The organism is Photorhabdus australis DSM 17609, assembly GCF_000711895.1.
In the GTDB taxonomy this organism is placed as follows: Bacteria; Pseudomonadota; Gammaproteobacteria; order Enterobacterales; family Enterobacteriaceae; genus Photorhabdus; species Photorhabdus australis.
Genome location: NZ_JONO01000007.1, coordinates 130,335 through 145,431, shown reverse-complemented (window position 1 = coordinate 145,431; position 15,097 = coordinate 130,335). Strand labels below are relative to the sequence as shown.

General features: G+C 42.0%; 12 protein-coding genes and 1 pseudogene. 12 read left to right on the top strand and 1 reads right to left on the bottom strand.

What is annotated here, in order from left to right:
* Positions 1-132 precede the first annotated feature (132 nt).
* Positions 133-680 (bottom strand): annotated as a pseudogene (locus BO26_RS22645) (ISAs1 family transposase); the annotation flags it as partial.
* A 909-nt stretch (positions 681-1,589) separates the two neighbouring features.
* Here BO26_RS22645 and BO26_RS03710 point away from each other — a divergent pair.
* The 12 genes from BO26_RS03710 to BO26_RS03655 all read left to right on the top strand — a co-directional run bounded on the left by BO26_RS03710 (position 1,590) and on the right by BO26_RS03655 (position 14,452).
* Complete coding sequence (locus BO26_RS03710; protein ID WP_036768869.1) at positions 1,590-2,156, top strand: type 4 pilus major pilin; 567 nt, start codon at positions 1,590-1,592, stop codon at positions 2,154-2,156.
* A gap of 163 nt (positions 2,157-2,319) precedes the next feature.
* Complete coding sequence (locus BO26_RS03705; RefSeq protein WP_036768866.1) at positions 2,320-3,117, top strand: prepilin peptidase; 798 nt, start codon at positions 2,320-2,322, stop codon at positions 3,115-3,117.
* Positions 3,118-3,232: 115 nt separating this feature from the next.
* Positions 3,233-4,819, top strand: a complete 1,587-nt coding sequence (locus BO26_RS03700; RefSeq protein WP_236637244.1) for a prepilin-type N-terminal cleavage/methylation domain-containing protein — start codon at positions 3,233-3,235, stop codon at positions 4,817-4,819.
* A 92-nt stretch (positions 4,820-4,911) separates the two neighbouring features.
* On the top strand, positions 4,912-5,436 hold the full coding sequence (locus BO26_RS03695; RefSeq protein ID WP_036768864.1) for a hypothetical protein: 525 nt from the start codon (positions 4,912-4,914) through the stop codon (positions 5,434-5,436).
* Positions 5,437-5,563: 127 nt separating this feature from the next.
* Positions 5,564-5,863 carry a toxin co-regulated pilus biosynthesis Q family protein gene (locus tag BO26_RS03690; RefSeq protein ID WP_477707003.1) on the top strand — a complete coding sequence of 100 codons (300 nt, stop codon included), beginning with the start codon at positions 5,564-5,566 and terminating at the stop codon, positions 5,861-5,863.
* Positions 5,864-5,867: 4 nt separating this feature from the next.
* On the top strand, positions 5,868-7,472 hold the full coding sequence (pilN, locus tag BO26_RS03685) for a PilN family type IVB pilus formation outer membrane protein (protein WP_036768858.1): 1,605 nt from the start codon (positions 5,868-5,870) through the stop codon (positions 7,470-7,472).
* Positions 7,473-7,475: 3 nt separating this feature from the next.
* On the top strand, positions 7,476-8,777 hold the full coding sequence (gene pilO2 / locus BO26_RS03680; RefSeq protein ID WP_036768856.1) for a type 4b pilus protein PilO2: 1,302 nt from the start codon (positions 7,476-7,478) through the stop codon (positions 8,775-8,777).
* On the top strand, positions 8,764-9,303 hold the full coding sequence (pilP, locus tag BO26_RS03675; protein ID WP_051690861.1) for a type IV pilus biogenesis protein PilP: 540 nt from the start codon (positions 8,764-8,766) through the stop codon (positions 9,301-9,303). Before pilO2 ends, pilP begins: the two co-directional genes overlap by 14 nt.
* Before the next feature lie 20 nt (positions 9,304-9,323).
* Positions 9,324-10,883: a GspE/PulE family protein gene (locus tag BO26_RS03670; RefSeq protein ID WP_051690860.1), complete on the top strand. Its 1,560-nt coding sequence runs from the start codon at positions 9,324-9,326 to the stop codon at positions 10,881-10,883.
* A gap of 6 nt (positions 10,884-10,889) precedes the next feature.
* Entirely contained in the window at positions 10,890-11,987 is a 1,098-nt protein-coding gene (locus BO26_RS03665) for a type II secretion system F family protein (protein ID WP_036768854.1), read from the top strand.
* 967 nt (positions 11,988-12,954) lie between these two features.
* A complete protein-coding gene (locus BO26_RS03660) occupies positions 12,955-13,572 on the top strand; it encodes a D-alanine--D-alanine ligase family protein (RefSeq protein ID WP_036768851.1) in 618 nt (205 codons plus the stop codon).
* Positions 13,573-13,582: 10 nt separating this feature from the next.
* Entirely contained in the window at positions 13,583-14,452 is an 870-nt protein-coding gene (locus tag BO26_RS03655; RefSeq protein ID WP_051690859.1) for a DMT family transporter, read from the top strand.
* Positions 14,453-15,097 lie beyond the last annotated feature (645 nt).

The following is a 15,097-nucleotide window of genomic DNA, read 5'->3' as shown; positions in this document are numbered from 1 at the left end:
AGCAAAAATATGAAGAGGTAATGGAACAAGTTATCGGCATTGATCTGGCAAAGCGAGTGTTTCAATGACATATTGCGTCTCCGCTCGGAAAAATGCCCGAATAGCCTGGGCTCTGGTCAGCCAACAATCAGGGCGGAATTCCCCTGACCAAATGGCTCTTCGACGTTTAGCCGCCTGACTGTCTTTTATACTGGTATTTTGTTTAATCACACTTAATGCAATTCGGTTAAAAAGCGCCATTTGTGCAGCCCCATCAGGATCTTTGAGTGAGATAGCATCTTCTCGAAAAGTGACATCTAATACCCAATGCAGCTCGTTTTCTACCGACCAGTGTCTTCTTATTGCCTTCGCCACGATTTCCGCCTCCAACGGTAGCGAGCTGACATACCAGCGTGAATCACGATGGGGAGGCTGACCTTTTACGCTTCGTTCACTGACGACTTCAATAACACTTTGTATTGAAGGCCATTGCCGCCGAAGGACCTCCGGTAATGAGTAAAATGCGTGTATTGTTTAAGCCACTCGCTCTGTAACTCACCAAATTCCTGAATCGATTTCCAGCCAGAAGCGCCGCATAATACAGCGGAGAAGGCTAAAAAAATCACATCCATTAACTCATGTTTTTTATTGATGTCAGAACGGGGGTCTTCTATTTTGCTGATAAAATTAAAAATACTCATTATTAGGATCGCTTTTTTATGGAAGAGAGAGATCTTAACGTTTTAATGAGAGAAATGCCTATAAAAAGCCATCTTCTGATTTTTATTTAACCAAAATAAACTTGTTAAAAATGTGAGATCTCACCCTGCAAAGCAAGGCGGTGTATTACAAGTGAAAAGCCGTATTGTAGGTTCACGATACCGAATTTGTTGATTTAATTTATAATAACGGTGAAAAAGTTTCACTTTGATATTTTTAAGGGGATTGTAATTTTAATTGTCAGTATTAAATTGACCACCTCCTAATGGAGGTGGTCTTTTACTTATTATAGTTTTGTCAAATGATAAATGGTCAGTCAAAGAACCACACTCTCCTATTTAAGATATCGGTTTAGTGTTGGTTTCGTTCCATTTAAGCTTAAATTCCCTATTCTCTTTCTCGAGAGATAGTGAGTAAAAATTCTCTGTCGGCATTTAAAAAACCTTGGTTAATGAAAGGCATTTTTCTTTAGCAAGGAGCTCTGTTGTATGTCCCATTGTTACGAAAATGTGATCTGTGACAGGCTCGGTACAACAGTAAGTCTTAACAACAAGCTAATTTTATATATAAATAAAATTTACCAAAGTTTGTTTTCAGCTAATTGACAGAATAAAATCCATTGATTTTTTAATGGGCTATATCATCAATTTTAATCGATATTCACGATTGAAATTAAAATATTTGATAGTTTTTGACGATCATTTGTGTGATTTTTGAACGATTTAAACAATTTTATTTTTCAAATTGTAACGTATAGTATTAATTTCAATATGAAACACTAAAGTGTTTTAAATGTTTTTATGTGTGTTATTATTGCGTTAATATTTTGTTTTATTTGGTGAGTATGTGAGTGGTAATGCGTCTCTTATTTTGATTTTGGAGTGATTAGCATGAATAAGAAAGTCAATGTACTGCGTAATGTTAGGTGTCAATCAGGTTTTACACTGATTGAGGCGTTGGTTGTGATGATTGTTGGTATTGTGATATTAGCCGCCGCCGCCGCCGGAATCGGTAAGTTGTTCCGGGCTTCTGAAATCTCAACAGAATCATCGAATATCACTCAGATGGCAGCAAATGTGAAATCAATTAAAAACGGCGCTAAAGGCTATGACAGTTTGGATAATAAGGTTGCCATTAATTACAAAGTGGTTCCGGCTAATATGACTCAGGATGGTAAGACCGGAATTATTTTTAATAGTTGGAATGGTAGGGTGATGATTTCTCCGGGAGATGCTACTGCTCAGACGTTCAAGATTGAGTATCAGAATGTACCTGATGAGGCTTGTCAGCAACTTTCGCTAAAATTGCGGGTGGCGGGTTGGTCGAAGATGACCGTTGGTAGCGGGAAAGGGCAGCAGTCTGCTACCGAAATTAAACCCGATTCAACTTTGGCTCAAATTGAGGCTGCATGTAATGCTAATGATGCAAATACAGTGACACTTGTTTCTGCCAGTTAGGATATTGATTGATTTTTTGATGGTGAAGTGTGGCTTGTCGTCTTGGTAAAGGCTTTTCAAGCTGCATTTTCCTGGGAAGGGAAGTGGCCTGTTTCTCTGGTTTTGTTGTTGTTTCCCTGACTCGATGTGGTTCGTTTTGTGCTGAATCTACCGGGAGATCGTCATGATGATGGGGTGGCTACAGTCTTCTATCGGGTGTTTGGTCCTGACATCAGGATTATTGGGATTATGTGTCGGAAGTTTTCTGAATGTGGTGATCTGCCGTCTGCCGATCATGGTTATCTCTGAAAGCAATAGTGAGACTACCGGTTTTAATCTCTGTTTTCCCCGTTCTCATTGTCCACGTTGCAGTCATGTGCTGGCCGTCCGCGATAATATTCCTCTGTTGAGCTATTTATGCCAGAAAGGACGCTGTCGATATTGTAATGGTATGATTTCATTACGTTATCCATTAGTTGAAGGCACGATGGCCGCGCTCTTTTCTTTGCTGGCGTTGTTTACCGGGTGGCATTATTCGCTGTTGGGATTATGGATGCTGAGTTCGATGTTGGTAGCGCTGGCCGTCATTGATGTCGAATATATGTTGCTACCTGATCGACTGACACTTTCTTTGTTGTGGTTAGGGCTGTTGTTCAATCTGGATTCTGCCGGATTTGTAGCATTACCTCTGGCAATCAGTGGTGCGGTTGGTGGATATCTGTTTTTTGGGTTGGTGAGGTGGATCGCCTGGCAATGGGTTCAGCGTGATGTGTTGGGAATGGGTGATGCTAAATTTCTGGCAGCATTAGGTGCCTGGTTGGGGGTAGAAGCGCTCCCGTTGGTGGTTTTGCTTGCAGCAAGTCTCACTTTGATAAGTTATCTGACGATTTGGCAGCTTCGCAGAATAAGAATAGCACCACAAATACCTTTCGGCCCAGGTCTGGCAGTGGCTGGATTGATTGTCGCATTTTGCCAAAGGTAGTCAGTAGAGTGAATATGAATAGCGGTGCAGTCCCCTTAGGTAAGGATCTCTTTTGGGGAAAATCAGTTATCGGATGGAAGAAATCTTCGTACTCATTATGTAAGAAGGGTTTTTTATGCATGATGATGAGTCTGTATCTATATTGACGATACGCCGCCACGATGCAGGTTTCACGTTACTGGAAGTGACTGTTGCACTGATAGTACTGGCATCGATGATGGTAGTTGGTGTGGTTTATCTAAACAGGCAGAGTGATATGCTGGTGAACCAGGTAGTTGCCGGGCAGATTCAACATCTTGGTGATGCGGTGGTAGATTATGTCAATGATAATTATGTTGTTTTAAGTCATGGATCATCACCAGTATCAATCAATTGGGCTGAAATGACTCCCTATTTGCCGCCGGGACTGGATCAGAATACGGTCAATCCGCTCGGTCAGAAGTATGATGGTGTTTTGCGTATCGTCATGCTACCCAATGGTAAAAAACGCATCGATCCGTTGATTTACACTGTTCCGGCAATGATTGATGGAAAACAGCCAAATGTTGCCGATCATTCGATGAAGATCGCGCAATTGATTGGTGTCGGTGGCTTGTATCTGGATTACAGAAATCGGGACAAGCATAATCCGGCCACTTATTGGAATAGTTATGGTCAGGTCAATGTACCTGAATCTTTTGCTGGTTTTTTCCGTGAACAACCCAATGAAATTGGGCGTGTTTTTTACGCTCCATTCATGCGGGATGCATCAATCTATGGTCCAGGGACATTGGCAGGTGACTTGCTTCACCGACAAAAAACAGGTGGGCATCCAGAATGGAATAAAATGGAAACCAGCATCAGTATGGGCGGTAATCGTCTCGATCAAGTGGATACGTTGTCGATGCAAGGCTCTGGAATGGTTAATGGTGCGAATAAGATAGCCTTTTCTTCCCGTTTTCAAGGGAAACAATCTTATATTGAACAAAATAATGACGGTGCAATTGTTATCAATCCAGAACATGGCACGTTATTTATTCTTGATGGTAATGCTAGTCCTGGAAATAAGGGCACTTTGGCCGCTGGCGATGTTCAGGCTGATAAAAATGTCGTTGTTGGCAACAACTTAGTGATAAGCACCAAAACTGGAAATTTTGTCGGTGGCACTTGTCCTGCCTTAGGTAATGTATCCATGAGCAAGCAAGGGGAATTGTTGGTGTGTCAGGGAACGGGGGTTGGTAGGTCATTGGAATGGAAAGATGCTAGCGGAGGCAGGCGGTTATTTGCCAATCAAATGGTAATCGGTAATGGTGACGGGTTTGTGTCAGAGATGTTACCTAAGATGACTGGTGAAAGAGAAACCTATTATGCTCGTCGTAGTGATAGGGTAAATAGTGTTAGGGCAAATAGTCAGCCTTTCTTTAACAACTCTGATGTCCCTGTGTTAGTCACCGCTTCTACACCTCCGATTTCTGAAGGCTATCATTTGCGTTGTGTGTTGGCTGTGTATGAAGCGGATAAAGATGGTCACAAGCAGGAGTCTGACTTACCGCTTGTTTTTCAACGATCAGAGCTGGTGGATTATCCAAAAGTTAGTGCCAATGTAAATCTACAGAATGCGAGTACTTGTGTTGTGAAATTCATTGCAGGACCACATCGCAAATATAGCATTACCAGCGTGTTCCACTCTTCTAAAAACAGTCCCCATATTGGGCCGTCATAACCGATGATCAACAGCATCCTGTATCTGATTATTTGGAATTAACCAAAGTCCAGAGGATTGCTGCTGTTTTTAACCTAAGCAGGAGAATATCAATGTGGCCATTAGCTATTGTCGGGATCTCCGTCATATTTTTCATGCAACTGATTTTCGGTGAGCTGTTGTATGAAGTGCGTGTGCAGTCAGTGCGTGCCAGGACTGATATAGCCGCGTTGTTTCGTAGCTATGCTTCAGCCGGTGTGCAATTACTTAATGATCATGTGCAGGGAATGGTTAGGCGTCGGGATATGCAGCAGGCATTAACCGCCTTGCATATGACGTGGGTGAATACCGATGCTTGGTGTGACAACTTTTCTAATCGATGTCTCTGGGGGGCATTTATTTCAGGGGCACATATCTATATTTTCCGCAAAAATATTGATTCCGGTGACAATGGGTTGTTGCATGGCGCTTTCGGAGATTTGCTTAAATGGGGAGCAGAACCTGATCAGATAGGTTTCAAGAGTGGTTCCAGACTTATTGATGGTAGAGCAAGGCGAATAGGAGGCCCGCTTGCCAGACGATTACCCAATGATGTTCGGAAATTTGTCTCTGACGGAGCACTGGTGGAAATACTGTAGTTACTGTTCGGTAAGCGGGCTTTCTTCAGGTCACTGAGCTTTATTAATAGGTTATTTGGCTATTTCTTTTTCTTTGGAAAGATCGATGAATAAAATAATCGCATATGTTTTGACGGCGTTTGTCTGTATGTCAAATATCGCCGTTTACGCAGCACCTACGCCAACATCGGTTCCTGTAGCCGCGGTGTGGATAGCAACGCCGGGGCAAACTCTGCGTGATGTGACCCAAGAGTGGGCTAATAAGTCTGGTTATCAGGTGGTATGGGATGCTTCCTATGATTTCCCGATCAGAGCTGGTTTGCGTTTCAATGGCTCGTTTATCCATGCGGTCAGTGAGCTGTTCGAAGCTTACGCAATGGCGAATCGTCCTTTTACCGTCGATATTTATCAGGAACAGCGGCTTGTCCATGTACAGGCTCAGGGGTAATAGCATGCGTATTCAATTTTTGCAGTTTTTCAGATTGATATTGCTGCCCTGCATAGTCGCTGGCTTGTCAGGCTGTACAGCGATTTCTAATGTTGATCATCGGGCAGATACCGAAATGGCAAAGGCTACCGATATTATCAAGGAATTACGCAAGACTCCCGCCGCGACCGTTGTGCATGTTCATGAGCATGGCTATTGGGTGTCAACCAAGGAGATTCCATCAAAGAAGGAGGGTGAGACGGTTTCCTGTATGTTGACTCTGGAAGAAGCTGAGCCGATGACTCTGAACCAGTTTGCAGAAAAGATCAAACGTATCTGTGGCGTGCCGGTGCTGATTAGTGCTGATGCGCGGCTGATGGTGTATCCCGGTTCGGCATCGGATGAAAAAGGAAGTGGTAGGGAGGTTGTTGTTGTCAATCCGAACACTCAGTCGGCATCTGAACGCGGTGAATCAGAAGAGATGAAAATCAACGTGAACTGGCATGGCTCTTTGGCAGGTTTACTTGATTCGGTCGTTTTATCGGTAGGATTGCATTGGAAAGTGCACAATGGTGCGGTGCATATTTTCAAAACAGAGACGCGGGTATTTCAAATATATGCGTTGCCGGGCACGGATGCGTTGTCTGCCAGCGTGACGGCGACAACCAGCGCAACGTTCGGCGGTGGCAGTTTAGGTGGAGAAGATAGCGGTAACAGCGGTAGTTCCCAAACTCTTGCGACTTCTTTAACGCGTTCGGTGATGGATGAGATCAAAAAAACGGTATCAAATATGCTGACGCCGGGTGAGGGTAAGTTAACTTTGTCGATGGCAACAGCATCATTAGTGGTAACGGATTCTCCGGAAGTACTTGATAGAATTAAGGATTATATCGATCAGCAGAACAAATTATTGACAACGCAGGTGGTGCTTAATGTCAAGATCCTTAACCTGATGTTTGATCGGTCTGATCAGTATGGTGTCGATTGGTCGCTGGCTTATAAAAGCGCTCATATAGGAGTGGGTGGTGAGGGCAGTAGTGCTATTGATGGGAACGGGATTAGTACGAATATTCACATTCTTAAAGGGCCATTTAGTGACAGTACGTTACTGATCAAGGCGTTATCGGATCAAGGTAAAGTTTCTATAGTGACTCAGCCTTCTGTGACTACACTAAATTTGCAGGCGGTACCGATGCAGGTAGCAACGCAGACCGGTTATGTTTCGTCCATTTCTAATACTTCAACACCACAAGTTGGCACGTCGGTGGGGATTGAGCCTGCGACAGTGACGACAGGTTTTAATATGTTGATGCTGCCTTATGCAATGGCCGACAAGCAAATATTGTTGCAGTACAACATTAGCTTGAGCGATTTAAAGAGACTGGAAAAATTCGGTGAGAAAGAGACAGGTCAGGTGCAGTTACCGACGGTAGACTTACGTGCATTCAGTCAAAAGGTGAGGCTACATTCAGGTGAAACCTTGGTGCTGTCAGGGTTCGAGCAACAGTCAGATACTAGTGATCGCAGTGGCTTGGGTAGCCCGGATAATCAATTTTTGGGTGGCGGCCGTGAGGGTAAAAGAAACCATAATGTGATCGTAGTCATGATTACTCCTATAGTGGTAGATTAAAAAATGACCCAGATTGAAACAGGCGCAGAACGCGCTATGCAAATCAAGTTATATGGTAAGACTTTGGTTGCCGGCATTATTTGGCGACCACCCGTTACTGTGCTGGCGCGTTCTAACATACGTAAGAGTGGGATTGCGGCAGGGTTTACCTTGATTGCTCAACATCGTGTTGGGCGCAGTATACAGGTCGGGTATGTACCAAAGGAGGCAGGAACGCCAGGTTGTTATTCATTGGCCGTTACCCTTGCTAAAGCAGTGGATAAGCCTAACTGGATAGGTGCGTTTTGTTTACCTGATGGACAGTATGCATTGGTCGCAGTACATCAAGGCACGATAATGGCTGGACGCGATTTGATCGGCACTCGCGAAGAAATTGAAGCGAAATTGCGTGATACGGTGCAGTTGGTAGAAGGAGCCAACGGTGTTTGGAATGCGATCTATGCACCGAAGGAGTTTGAATCACCATGGCCGGAGATGCCATTGGTGCAATTGTTGCCGAAATCTGCATTAAGAAAATCTGTTGGCCAGCTTGAGAGCTTAACTGGCGAAATGTCGAAGCATCAGATTAAGGTCTTTGGTATGGTCGTCGGCTCTGTATTCTTGTTGGCGGGTGGTTGGTGGGTGTGGCACATTTGTAAGCAGAATACGGAAATAAGGGAGCCAGATTTAGCCAATGAGGTGGTGGAGGTTCCACCGCCGCATCCGTGGATTGCGCAGCCCAAAATGGCGTGGCAGTTTTCCTTATGGAACAAAGCGTTAGCTAAGGTTCCCTTATCTCTCGCGGGTTGGCAGGTTGAATCCATCATGTTGGACGCTGATACGGTTTCTGTGAGTTATCAGCGTCATGACGGGATGCCGATCAATATTTTTCAGGTTGCTGCTATCAATATTTTCCGGGCTGGTCCGGTGATTTCCAATGGTGGGGAACAGGCACAGGTATTGATGCCGTTTGAGCAGTTGCAGAGTCATGATCAGAAAAACAATGACGATGTATTGCAGCCGTCAGATCAAGCTTTGGTTGAGCTGATGTCTTATTTTCAGGCACTAGGTTTACCATCTCCAGCTTTGACGGAAGGTGCTTCTGTTTTGCCCCCTCCACCTCCGTCTTTATCGGCGAGTGAAACACGCGTGTGGGCCAATCCTGATTGGCAGACTTATGACTGGACTCTGACTTCTCAATTATCGCCAGATGCATTGTTTTCAGGTAAGCCGCTTCCTGGATTGAGGGTGACCAGTGCCAAGATTGTGTTATCTGATGGTTTTCCTGAGTGGGAGCTAAGTGGGGTTTTCTATGCAAAAAATTAGTCAGTTTGTCATCAGTATATTTGTGGTGTCGTTACTTTCTCTGGCTTATGCACAAGTATCATCTCCTGAGATCCCGGCAACGCAGGAGAAATCGGTTGTACATAATTCTACTTTGCCAACCGTAACGACTGACAGTGTTGCGGCGCAACTGGAAAAGTTACAGACGGACTTGATGCTACTTAAAGCTGAAACCGCAAGGGCAAATGCTCAGGCTGAATTCGATAAAATTTCCAGAGAGGTGAGCAAAAGTGGTGCTGCCAATAATGACTTGCCTTTGGTTAAGTCAATCTTTGGACGAAATGGGGCACTGACCGCTACACTCCGGTTTCGTTCAGGCGGCATCATGGACGTGAAAGCGGGTGATCAGTTGCCGAATGGTTATAAAGTGATCCGCATTGATACAGGAGTCGTGACTTTCGCCAAACAGGGGCGATTTTATGAGGTCGGTCTTACGGCTACAAATGATGCATCGTTGTTGGATAGCCTTGACTTGATGGTTGCTCCACCGTTGCCATTAAGTCATTAACTGTTAATGGGGGGAGATTTATGACGGCGATAACAAGCTCCGATCTGTTGTGTATGGTCAGGCAGGGCGCAAAAGTTTTATCTGCCTTGAGCGGTGCACTTGAAATTGAGTTGGCTAACCGCAGTTTGATCTGTCTTGTTGAGTTACCCCAGCAAAAAGGGCAATGCATACTTGCCGTGTCAGCATCACACAGGCTTGATCCACATGTGCTGGCCTATGAAGAAACGGTTAAAAGACACGGTTTCACCTACCAGATTGTCACTTGTGGCATGGGGAACATATTAGAATTGTACCGTCTTAGTAAGAACCATAGTCATGGGCTGGGAGGTACTGAATCAGATGTTCAGAGTTATATCATTCGCTTGATCGGTGAAGCGACTGAAGAGCGTGCGTCTGATTTGCATATTGTTGCTCGCCACAATTATTGTGAAATCCGTTGCCGTATTGATGGTTATTTGCGGCCAATAGGACAATTGCGTCCAGAAGAAGGGTTACGATTATGCGCGACTATCTATCAAAGTATGTGTGATGTGGCCGAGCCGACTTTTAAGCCGATGCAGGCTCAGCGCGCGCGAATGAAGGATGAGTTCCTGAATGAATGCGGACTTTCCGGGGCGCGTATTAATACCCGTCCGCTTGATCGTGGCATGTTGATGGTACTGCGATTGTTGTATGCAGACAGCCCCGGAACGATGTGCACCTTAAGCGATCTTGGTTATTTACCGGAACAGTGTCAGATTCTGGAAGAACTAATGGACCATCGGGCCGGTGTGGTCCTTTTGTCTGGTGCGACTGGTAGTGGGAAGAGCACCACCTTGAAAGTTGTAATGCAAAAGATGATAGCCGAACAGGCTGGCATTCATCTACTTACGCTTGAAGATCCACCTGAATATGAGATTACTGGTGCCAATCAATCTCCCATAACCGGGGATCGAGGTGATAGCATCGTTGTTGAACAAGAATGGGCGATGGCAATTGCTGATGCCATGCGACTCGATCCTGATGTAATTATGGTCGGTGAGATACGCGATGCAGTGACTGCAAAGATGACATTTCGTGCAGCAATGACGGGCCATCTTATCTGGACCACGATACATGCAAACGATGCTTTAGCGATCTTGCCCCGTTTGCAGGACGAGGCTGTGATGGAATCGTTATTGATGGATTCGCGGTTGGTGATCGGTTTGGTCAGTCAATCGCTGATCCAGGTGTTATGCCCTCACTGCAAAGTTCCTCTCAAAGGACATGAGCGGGAAATTTCTGAGCGCCTATCAAAAAGACTAAATCTTTATTGCCAACCGGAATCGGTCTACCTACAGGGAGAAGGCTGTGATTCTTGCAGGCAAAGCGGCACCTTGGGTCGAACGGTGGTTGCTGAAGTGGTACGGACCTCCCCCGGCTTGATGCAAGCTTATCGAATGGGCCATCATCACGAAGCGACCCGATACTGGATCTCAGAGATGGGGGGATTAAGCAAGGTTGATGCACTCATTCGCAAAATAAATGATGGAATCATCGATCCCCGTGCCGCAGAACGTGTGATAGGGCCGATTATTCCTGCTATCCATCAAATAGAGTGAAATGATATGTCCATGGCCGATTTTATTGAAAGACTAAACTATCGATTGGCGAAGGTACAGTTTGGTAAGAAAGCACGGATTCGTTTTTACGGACACCTTATCATGATGCTGGAAAATCGGGTCATGCTGATTGATGCATTACGCGAAATGTATAATATCGCCAGCAACGAGGGCCATAACCCCAACAATGGTTGTGCATTGGTATTGAGTAGTTGCTATGACTCTGTGAGTCAGGGCAGTACTTTGGCAGAGAGTTTGCGGCAATGGATAGACTCCAATGAAGTTGCGGTGATTGCTGCTGGTGAGCGTTCCGGTGATATATGTAGCGCTTTTATGGATGCGATTGCCATGATTGAAGCGGGTAGTAAGATTCGTCGTGCTGTTATTAGTACATCTATTTATCCTGTGGTGCTCATTGGGATGATATGCGTATTGTTGCATATTGTGGCAGGCAGTTTGGTACCCAAATTGGCCACTGTTTCTAAGCCAGAGACATGGGATGGTGCAGCTTATGTCCTTTATTTGATGGGAATATTTGTCAATGATTATGGATTTTATTCGCTGATATTTCTGGTGATTTTGATTGTTTTACTGTCGTTATCGTTGTCTTTTTTGGGAGGTCGATTGCGAACAGTGCTTGACCGGTTTCCGCCATGGTCACTGTATAGAACGATTCATGGCAGTATGTTCATACTGAATGTGTCGTTGTTGATCCGTTCAGGAATGATGTTGCAATCGGCGCTGGAATTACTGCTGGAACAGGCAGGTTCACGCTGGTTGTATGTGCGTATTGCTGCTACGCTCGAGCATATTTCAATGGGGGCCGGTTTTGGCGAGGCACTGCGTGATACTGGTTATCGTTTCCCTGACGATGAAGCAATCAGTTACATTAGGTTATTATCACGGTTGCAAGGTTTTGATCAATCAATGGCCAAGTTTGCACGGCATTGGTTGGATGAAACAATAGTTAAAGTGCAGATAGTCACTCGTGGGTTCCTGTTGGCTTCAATTCTTATGATTGGTGGCATGTTGATGCTGGTGGTTACGGCAGTGTCTGGCATTGAGAATGCTATTGAACAGTCGCTATCTATGCCATCTGTTTAATGTCGAGATTAATGATGGAAATCAGCCGGAACATGGAAACTGAAACCTATGGCGTATATCGTCAGGAAATGTCGGATGAGCTTAGGGAAATATGCGGTCCGTGTTGATTACAAGGGTATAGGGTGATCGTCATAATTGAATGTTTTGTTCTTATAAGGTAATGAATATTGTGAATTTAAGCTATGTATTTGAAGTTTTAAGTGATGTTAAAAATAACGATAAATATTATTGGTTGAAGATAATTATAATGATGAAAATGGATTTTATAATTAATTTTTCTTTAATTTGATAATTTTATAAGATGGTTTTTTGTTAAATAATTAAATGTTTATAAAGATTAATGTATTAAAATAGAAAGGTAAATCAGGTTTAAGTGGAAATATAATATGGGTTCAACTAGTTGATATTCCATATTAAAAAACAAATGAATGGGATAGATATGAATATTGTTGGGTTGAATGTGGTGATATGTGATAAATATAAATTTAATTTTATCATATTTAAATAATGTAGGTTTATATTTAATTGTGAATAATTATAAGATTTATTTATTTATTTATTTATTTATTTGTGTGATAATTATGTGGTTTATTTTAAAGTTTTTAAAGTTAAGATAATAAATTTATTACATGAACATGATTTTTATTAAATTATTAAATTATTAAATTATTAATTTTAAATAACAATTGTAATAAAAATTTGTGTAAATATTTATGCATAGAGAGAAAGTATTTGTATATTTGTCAGAAAGATAATTTTAGATATTAATATGTTGAAACAAGATGTTATTACTGAGGGAAATAACCAAATTTACGCAAAGTTTTTTTTGGGATCACTAAGTAACGCTTAACATGGAATAAATGAATAGCAAATATTTTCGAAGAATGAAAATAAGTCACCACAATCAGTACTCTCTGATTTAAGAATTCCATTCAATGGGGCAAACCAGGAGGCTAGCCTGATTGGAATGAATAAGCTGTTGACTAAGCAAATAGCCTCATTGTGTTCTATAAAAACACCAAAGTTTTTAGTGTATGACAAGCAAAAACTTAAAAGCTTCGTACAAGTATCGAAAGGGCTTGGCCTTCCTTTTGTTATTAAACCGAACAGTCAAGGATGCAGTATCGGTGTAAATTTGGTTCATACTGAAACTGAGTACCATTCGGCACTGGAAGAAGCTTTAAAGTATGAAGATATTGTACTGATGGAAGAGTTTATTTTAGGGCTTGAATTTACAGTTTGTTTTTTATCTGGTGAGGTTTTGCCATTTTTGTCAATTAATCATTCTCATAAGTTCTTTAATTATGACGCAAAATTCAAATCTGGAGATACATTGTTTGATCTAGTAAATTTCGATGGAAGAACAAACAAATTGATTGTCAGCCAAACAAAGAAAATTTTAGATTTTTTAAATATTAATGATTATTGCAGATTGGATTTTATCATGAAAGGCAATGTTCCTTACTTATTGGAACTGAACACCTTGCCAGGCTTAAATTCTTATAGTGTTTTTGTTAAAGCTGCATTATTGTACGGCATGTCATATGAGGAAATTATCATGTCTATCATTAATTGCAAAAAATGAGTGAGGCTACATGCAAATAATTAGCTACAAAAACGTAATTTATACTCTGCTGGTCATTTTAATTTGGAGTTTTGGTTGGATACTAACTAAGGTTGGATTGGAGCACATGCCGCCATTTACATTTGCGGCATTAAGGTTTGTAATTGCTGCTGTATTAATGCTTTTGATTTCAAGTATAAAATATAAATTCAATCACTTTAGTCGGAAAGAGTGGTGTATTGTTATTCTAATTGGCCTTACTCAAACTACTTTGATGTTTACCTTTATTAATATAGGCATGCAAAACGTAAGTGCTGGTAAGGCTTCCATCTTGATTTATTCAATGCCGATATGGAGTGCTGTATTTGCTTATTTGTTTTTACAGGAGCCACTAAAAGCTAAGGATATTCTAATCTTATGCTGTGGAATAATTGGCGTTTATTTTGTCTTCTTACCTGGCATTTCAATTGAGAGTGATATTTTAGGTTTGTTTTTATTATTGCTATCAGCCATTTCATGGGCTGTTTCGAATATACTTGTAAGAAAATATTTTGTTAAACATAATAAGTTTGTATTAACTACTTGGCAAATGTTGTTTGGGTCAGTTGGCTTGGTAGCCCTTTCTTTCTGGTTTGAGAATCCGACAGGGTTATCTTTGAATTATATAGAGTGGGGAATATTACTTTATACCAGCATATTTGCTTCTGTTGTGGCATTTACTCTTTGGTTTTCTATTCTGCCATCTCTCAATGTAATGTCTTCGACCATGCCATCTCTGCTAATTCCATTTTTTGTCATTATGTTTGATTCTATATTTTTAGAACAATCAGTAACCGTGTCTGTGGCTATGGGGCTGATTCTTATCGCATTGAGTTGCGTTTTAACCGCTCTTCGCAAATAGAGGTAGTGACCGAGTAGCTGCCATAACCGCCTTTTAGAGTTTTCTTGCGGCAGTCAGTGCAGTATGCATGATTTCAAACGGCAGTAATAGAGATAAGGCATTACGCTCCCGATAGGCATTAGCGTTCTGCAACGAGAATTTATTGAAAATTCTGAAAAACGCACTCTCACTAATATTATGTCGTTTATGCACAATCATGAGAGAGTAAAATTGAAATTAAATGGCCTGAGTCCGGCGTAATACCGAACTTAGGCCATGTTAACCACCGGGTAAACTGTCCAATAATTGGAGTTCACTTTAATTTGGCGGTCTTTAATTTCCTAATCATATCTTTTATTATATTTTATTAAGTTAAAAATTAGACTCTCTCTTAGGTATCAGGTCTCCTAAATGTAAATGGTGTTGTTTGTCGCCCGGATAATACATGTATTCAAGTTCCATAAATAGGACAAGAATCTACTGAATAATCCAGGTATGGGTTATTTATTATTATTTTAGACAAAGACTTTCCGGTCGATGCGATAGAAGATAATCGCTTCTCCCTTATTAAGTCTTCATTTTTTCAAAAAGAGGATCTCACTTATTTACCAAAAATAGATTCGATTCTTGATCTGAAACAATATTGTGGTAAACCTGCTGCTAATT

What these genes read in the sequence shown, in the direction of transcription:
- BO26_RS03710 (WP_036768869.1), top strand. Translation starts at nt 1,590, where the DNA reads ATGAATAAGAAAGTCAATGTACTGCGTAATGTTAGGTGTCAATCAGGT.
- BO26_RS03705 (WP_036768866.1), top strand. Translation starts at nt 2,320, where the DNA reads ATGATGATGGGGTGGCTACAGTCTTCTATCGGGTGTTTGGTCCTGACA.
- BO26_RS03700 (WP_236637244.1), top strand. Translation starts at nt 3,233, where the DNA reads ATGCATGATGATGAGTCTGTATCTATATTGACGATACGCCGCCACGAT.
- BO26_RS03695 (WP_036768864.1), top strand. Translation starts at nt 4,912, where the DNA reads ATGTGGCCATTAGCTATTGTCGGGATCTCCGTCATATTTTTCATGCAA.
- BO26_RS03690 (WP_477707003.1), top strand. Translation starts at nt 5,564, where the DNA reads ATGTCAAATATCGCCGTTTACGCAGCACCTACGCCAACATCGGTTCCT.
- pilN (WP_036768858.1), top strand. Translation starts at nt 5,868, where the DNA reads ATGCGTATTCAATTTTTGCAGTTTTTCAGATTGATATTGCTGCCCTGC.
- pilO2 (WP_036768856.1), top strand. Translation starts at nt 7,476, where the DNA reads ATGACCCAGATTGAAACAGGCGCAGAACGCGCTATGCAAATCAAGTTA.
- pilP (WP_051690861.1), top strand. Translation starts at nt 8,764, where the DNA reads ATGCAAAAAATTAGTCAGTTTGTCATCAGTATATTTGTGGTGTCGTTA.
- BO26_RS03670 (WP_051690860.1), top strand. Translation starts at nt 9,324, where the DNA reads ATGACGGCGATAACAAGCTCCGATCTGTTGTGTATGGTCAGGCAGGGC.
- BO26_RS03665 (WP_036768854.1), top strand. Translation starts at nt 10,890, where the DNA reads ATGTCCATGGCCGATTTTATTGAAAGACTAAACTATCGATTGGCGAAG.
- BO26_RS03660 (WP_036768851.1), top strand. Translation starts at nt 12,955, where the DNA reads ATGAATAAGCTGTTGACTAAGCAAATAGCCTCATTGTGTTCTATAAAA.
- BO26_RS03655 (WP_051690859.1), top strand. Translation starts at nt 13,583, where the DNA reads ATGCAAATAATTAGCTACAAAAACGTAATTTATACTCTGCTGGTCATT.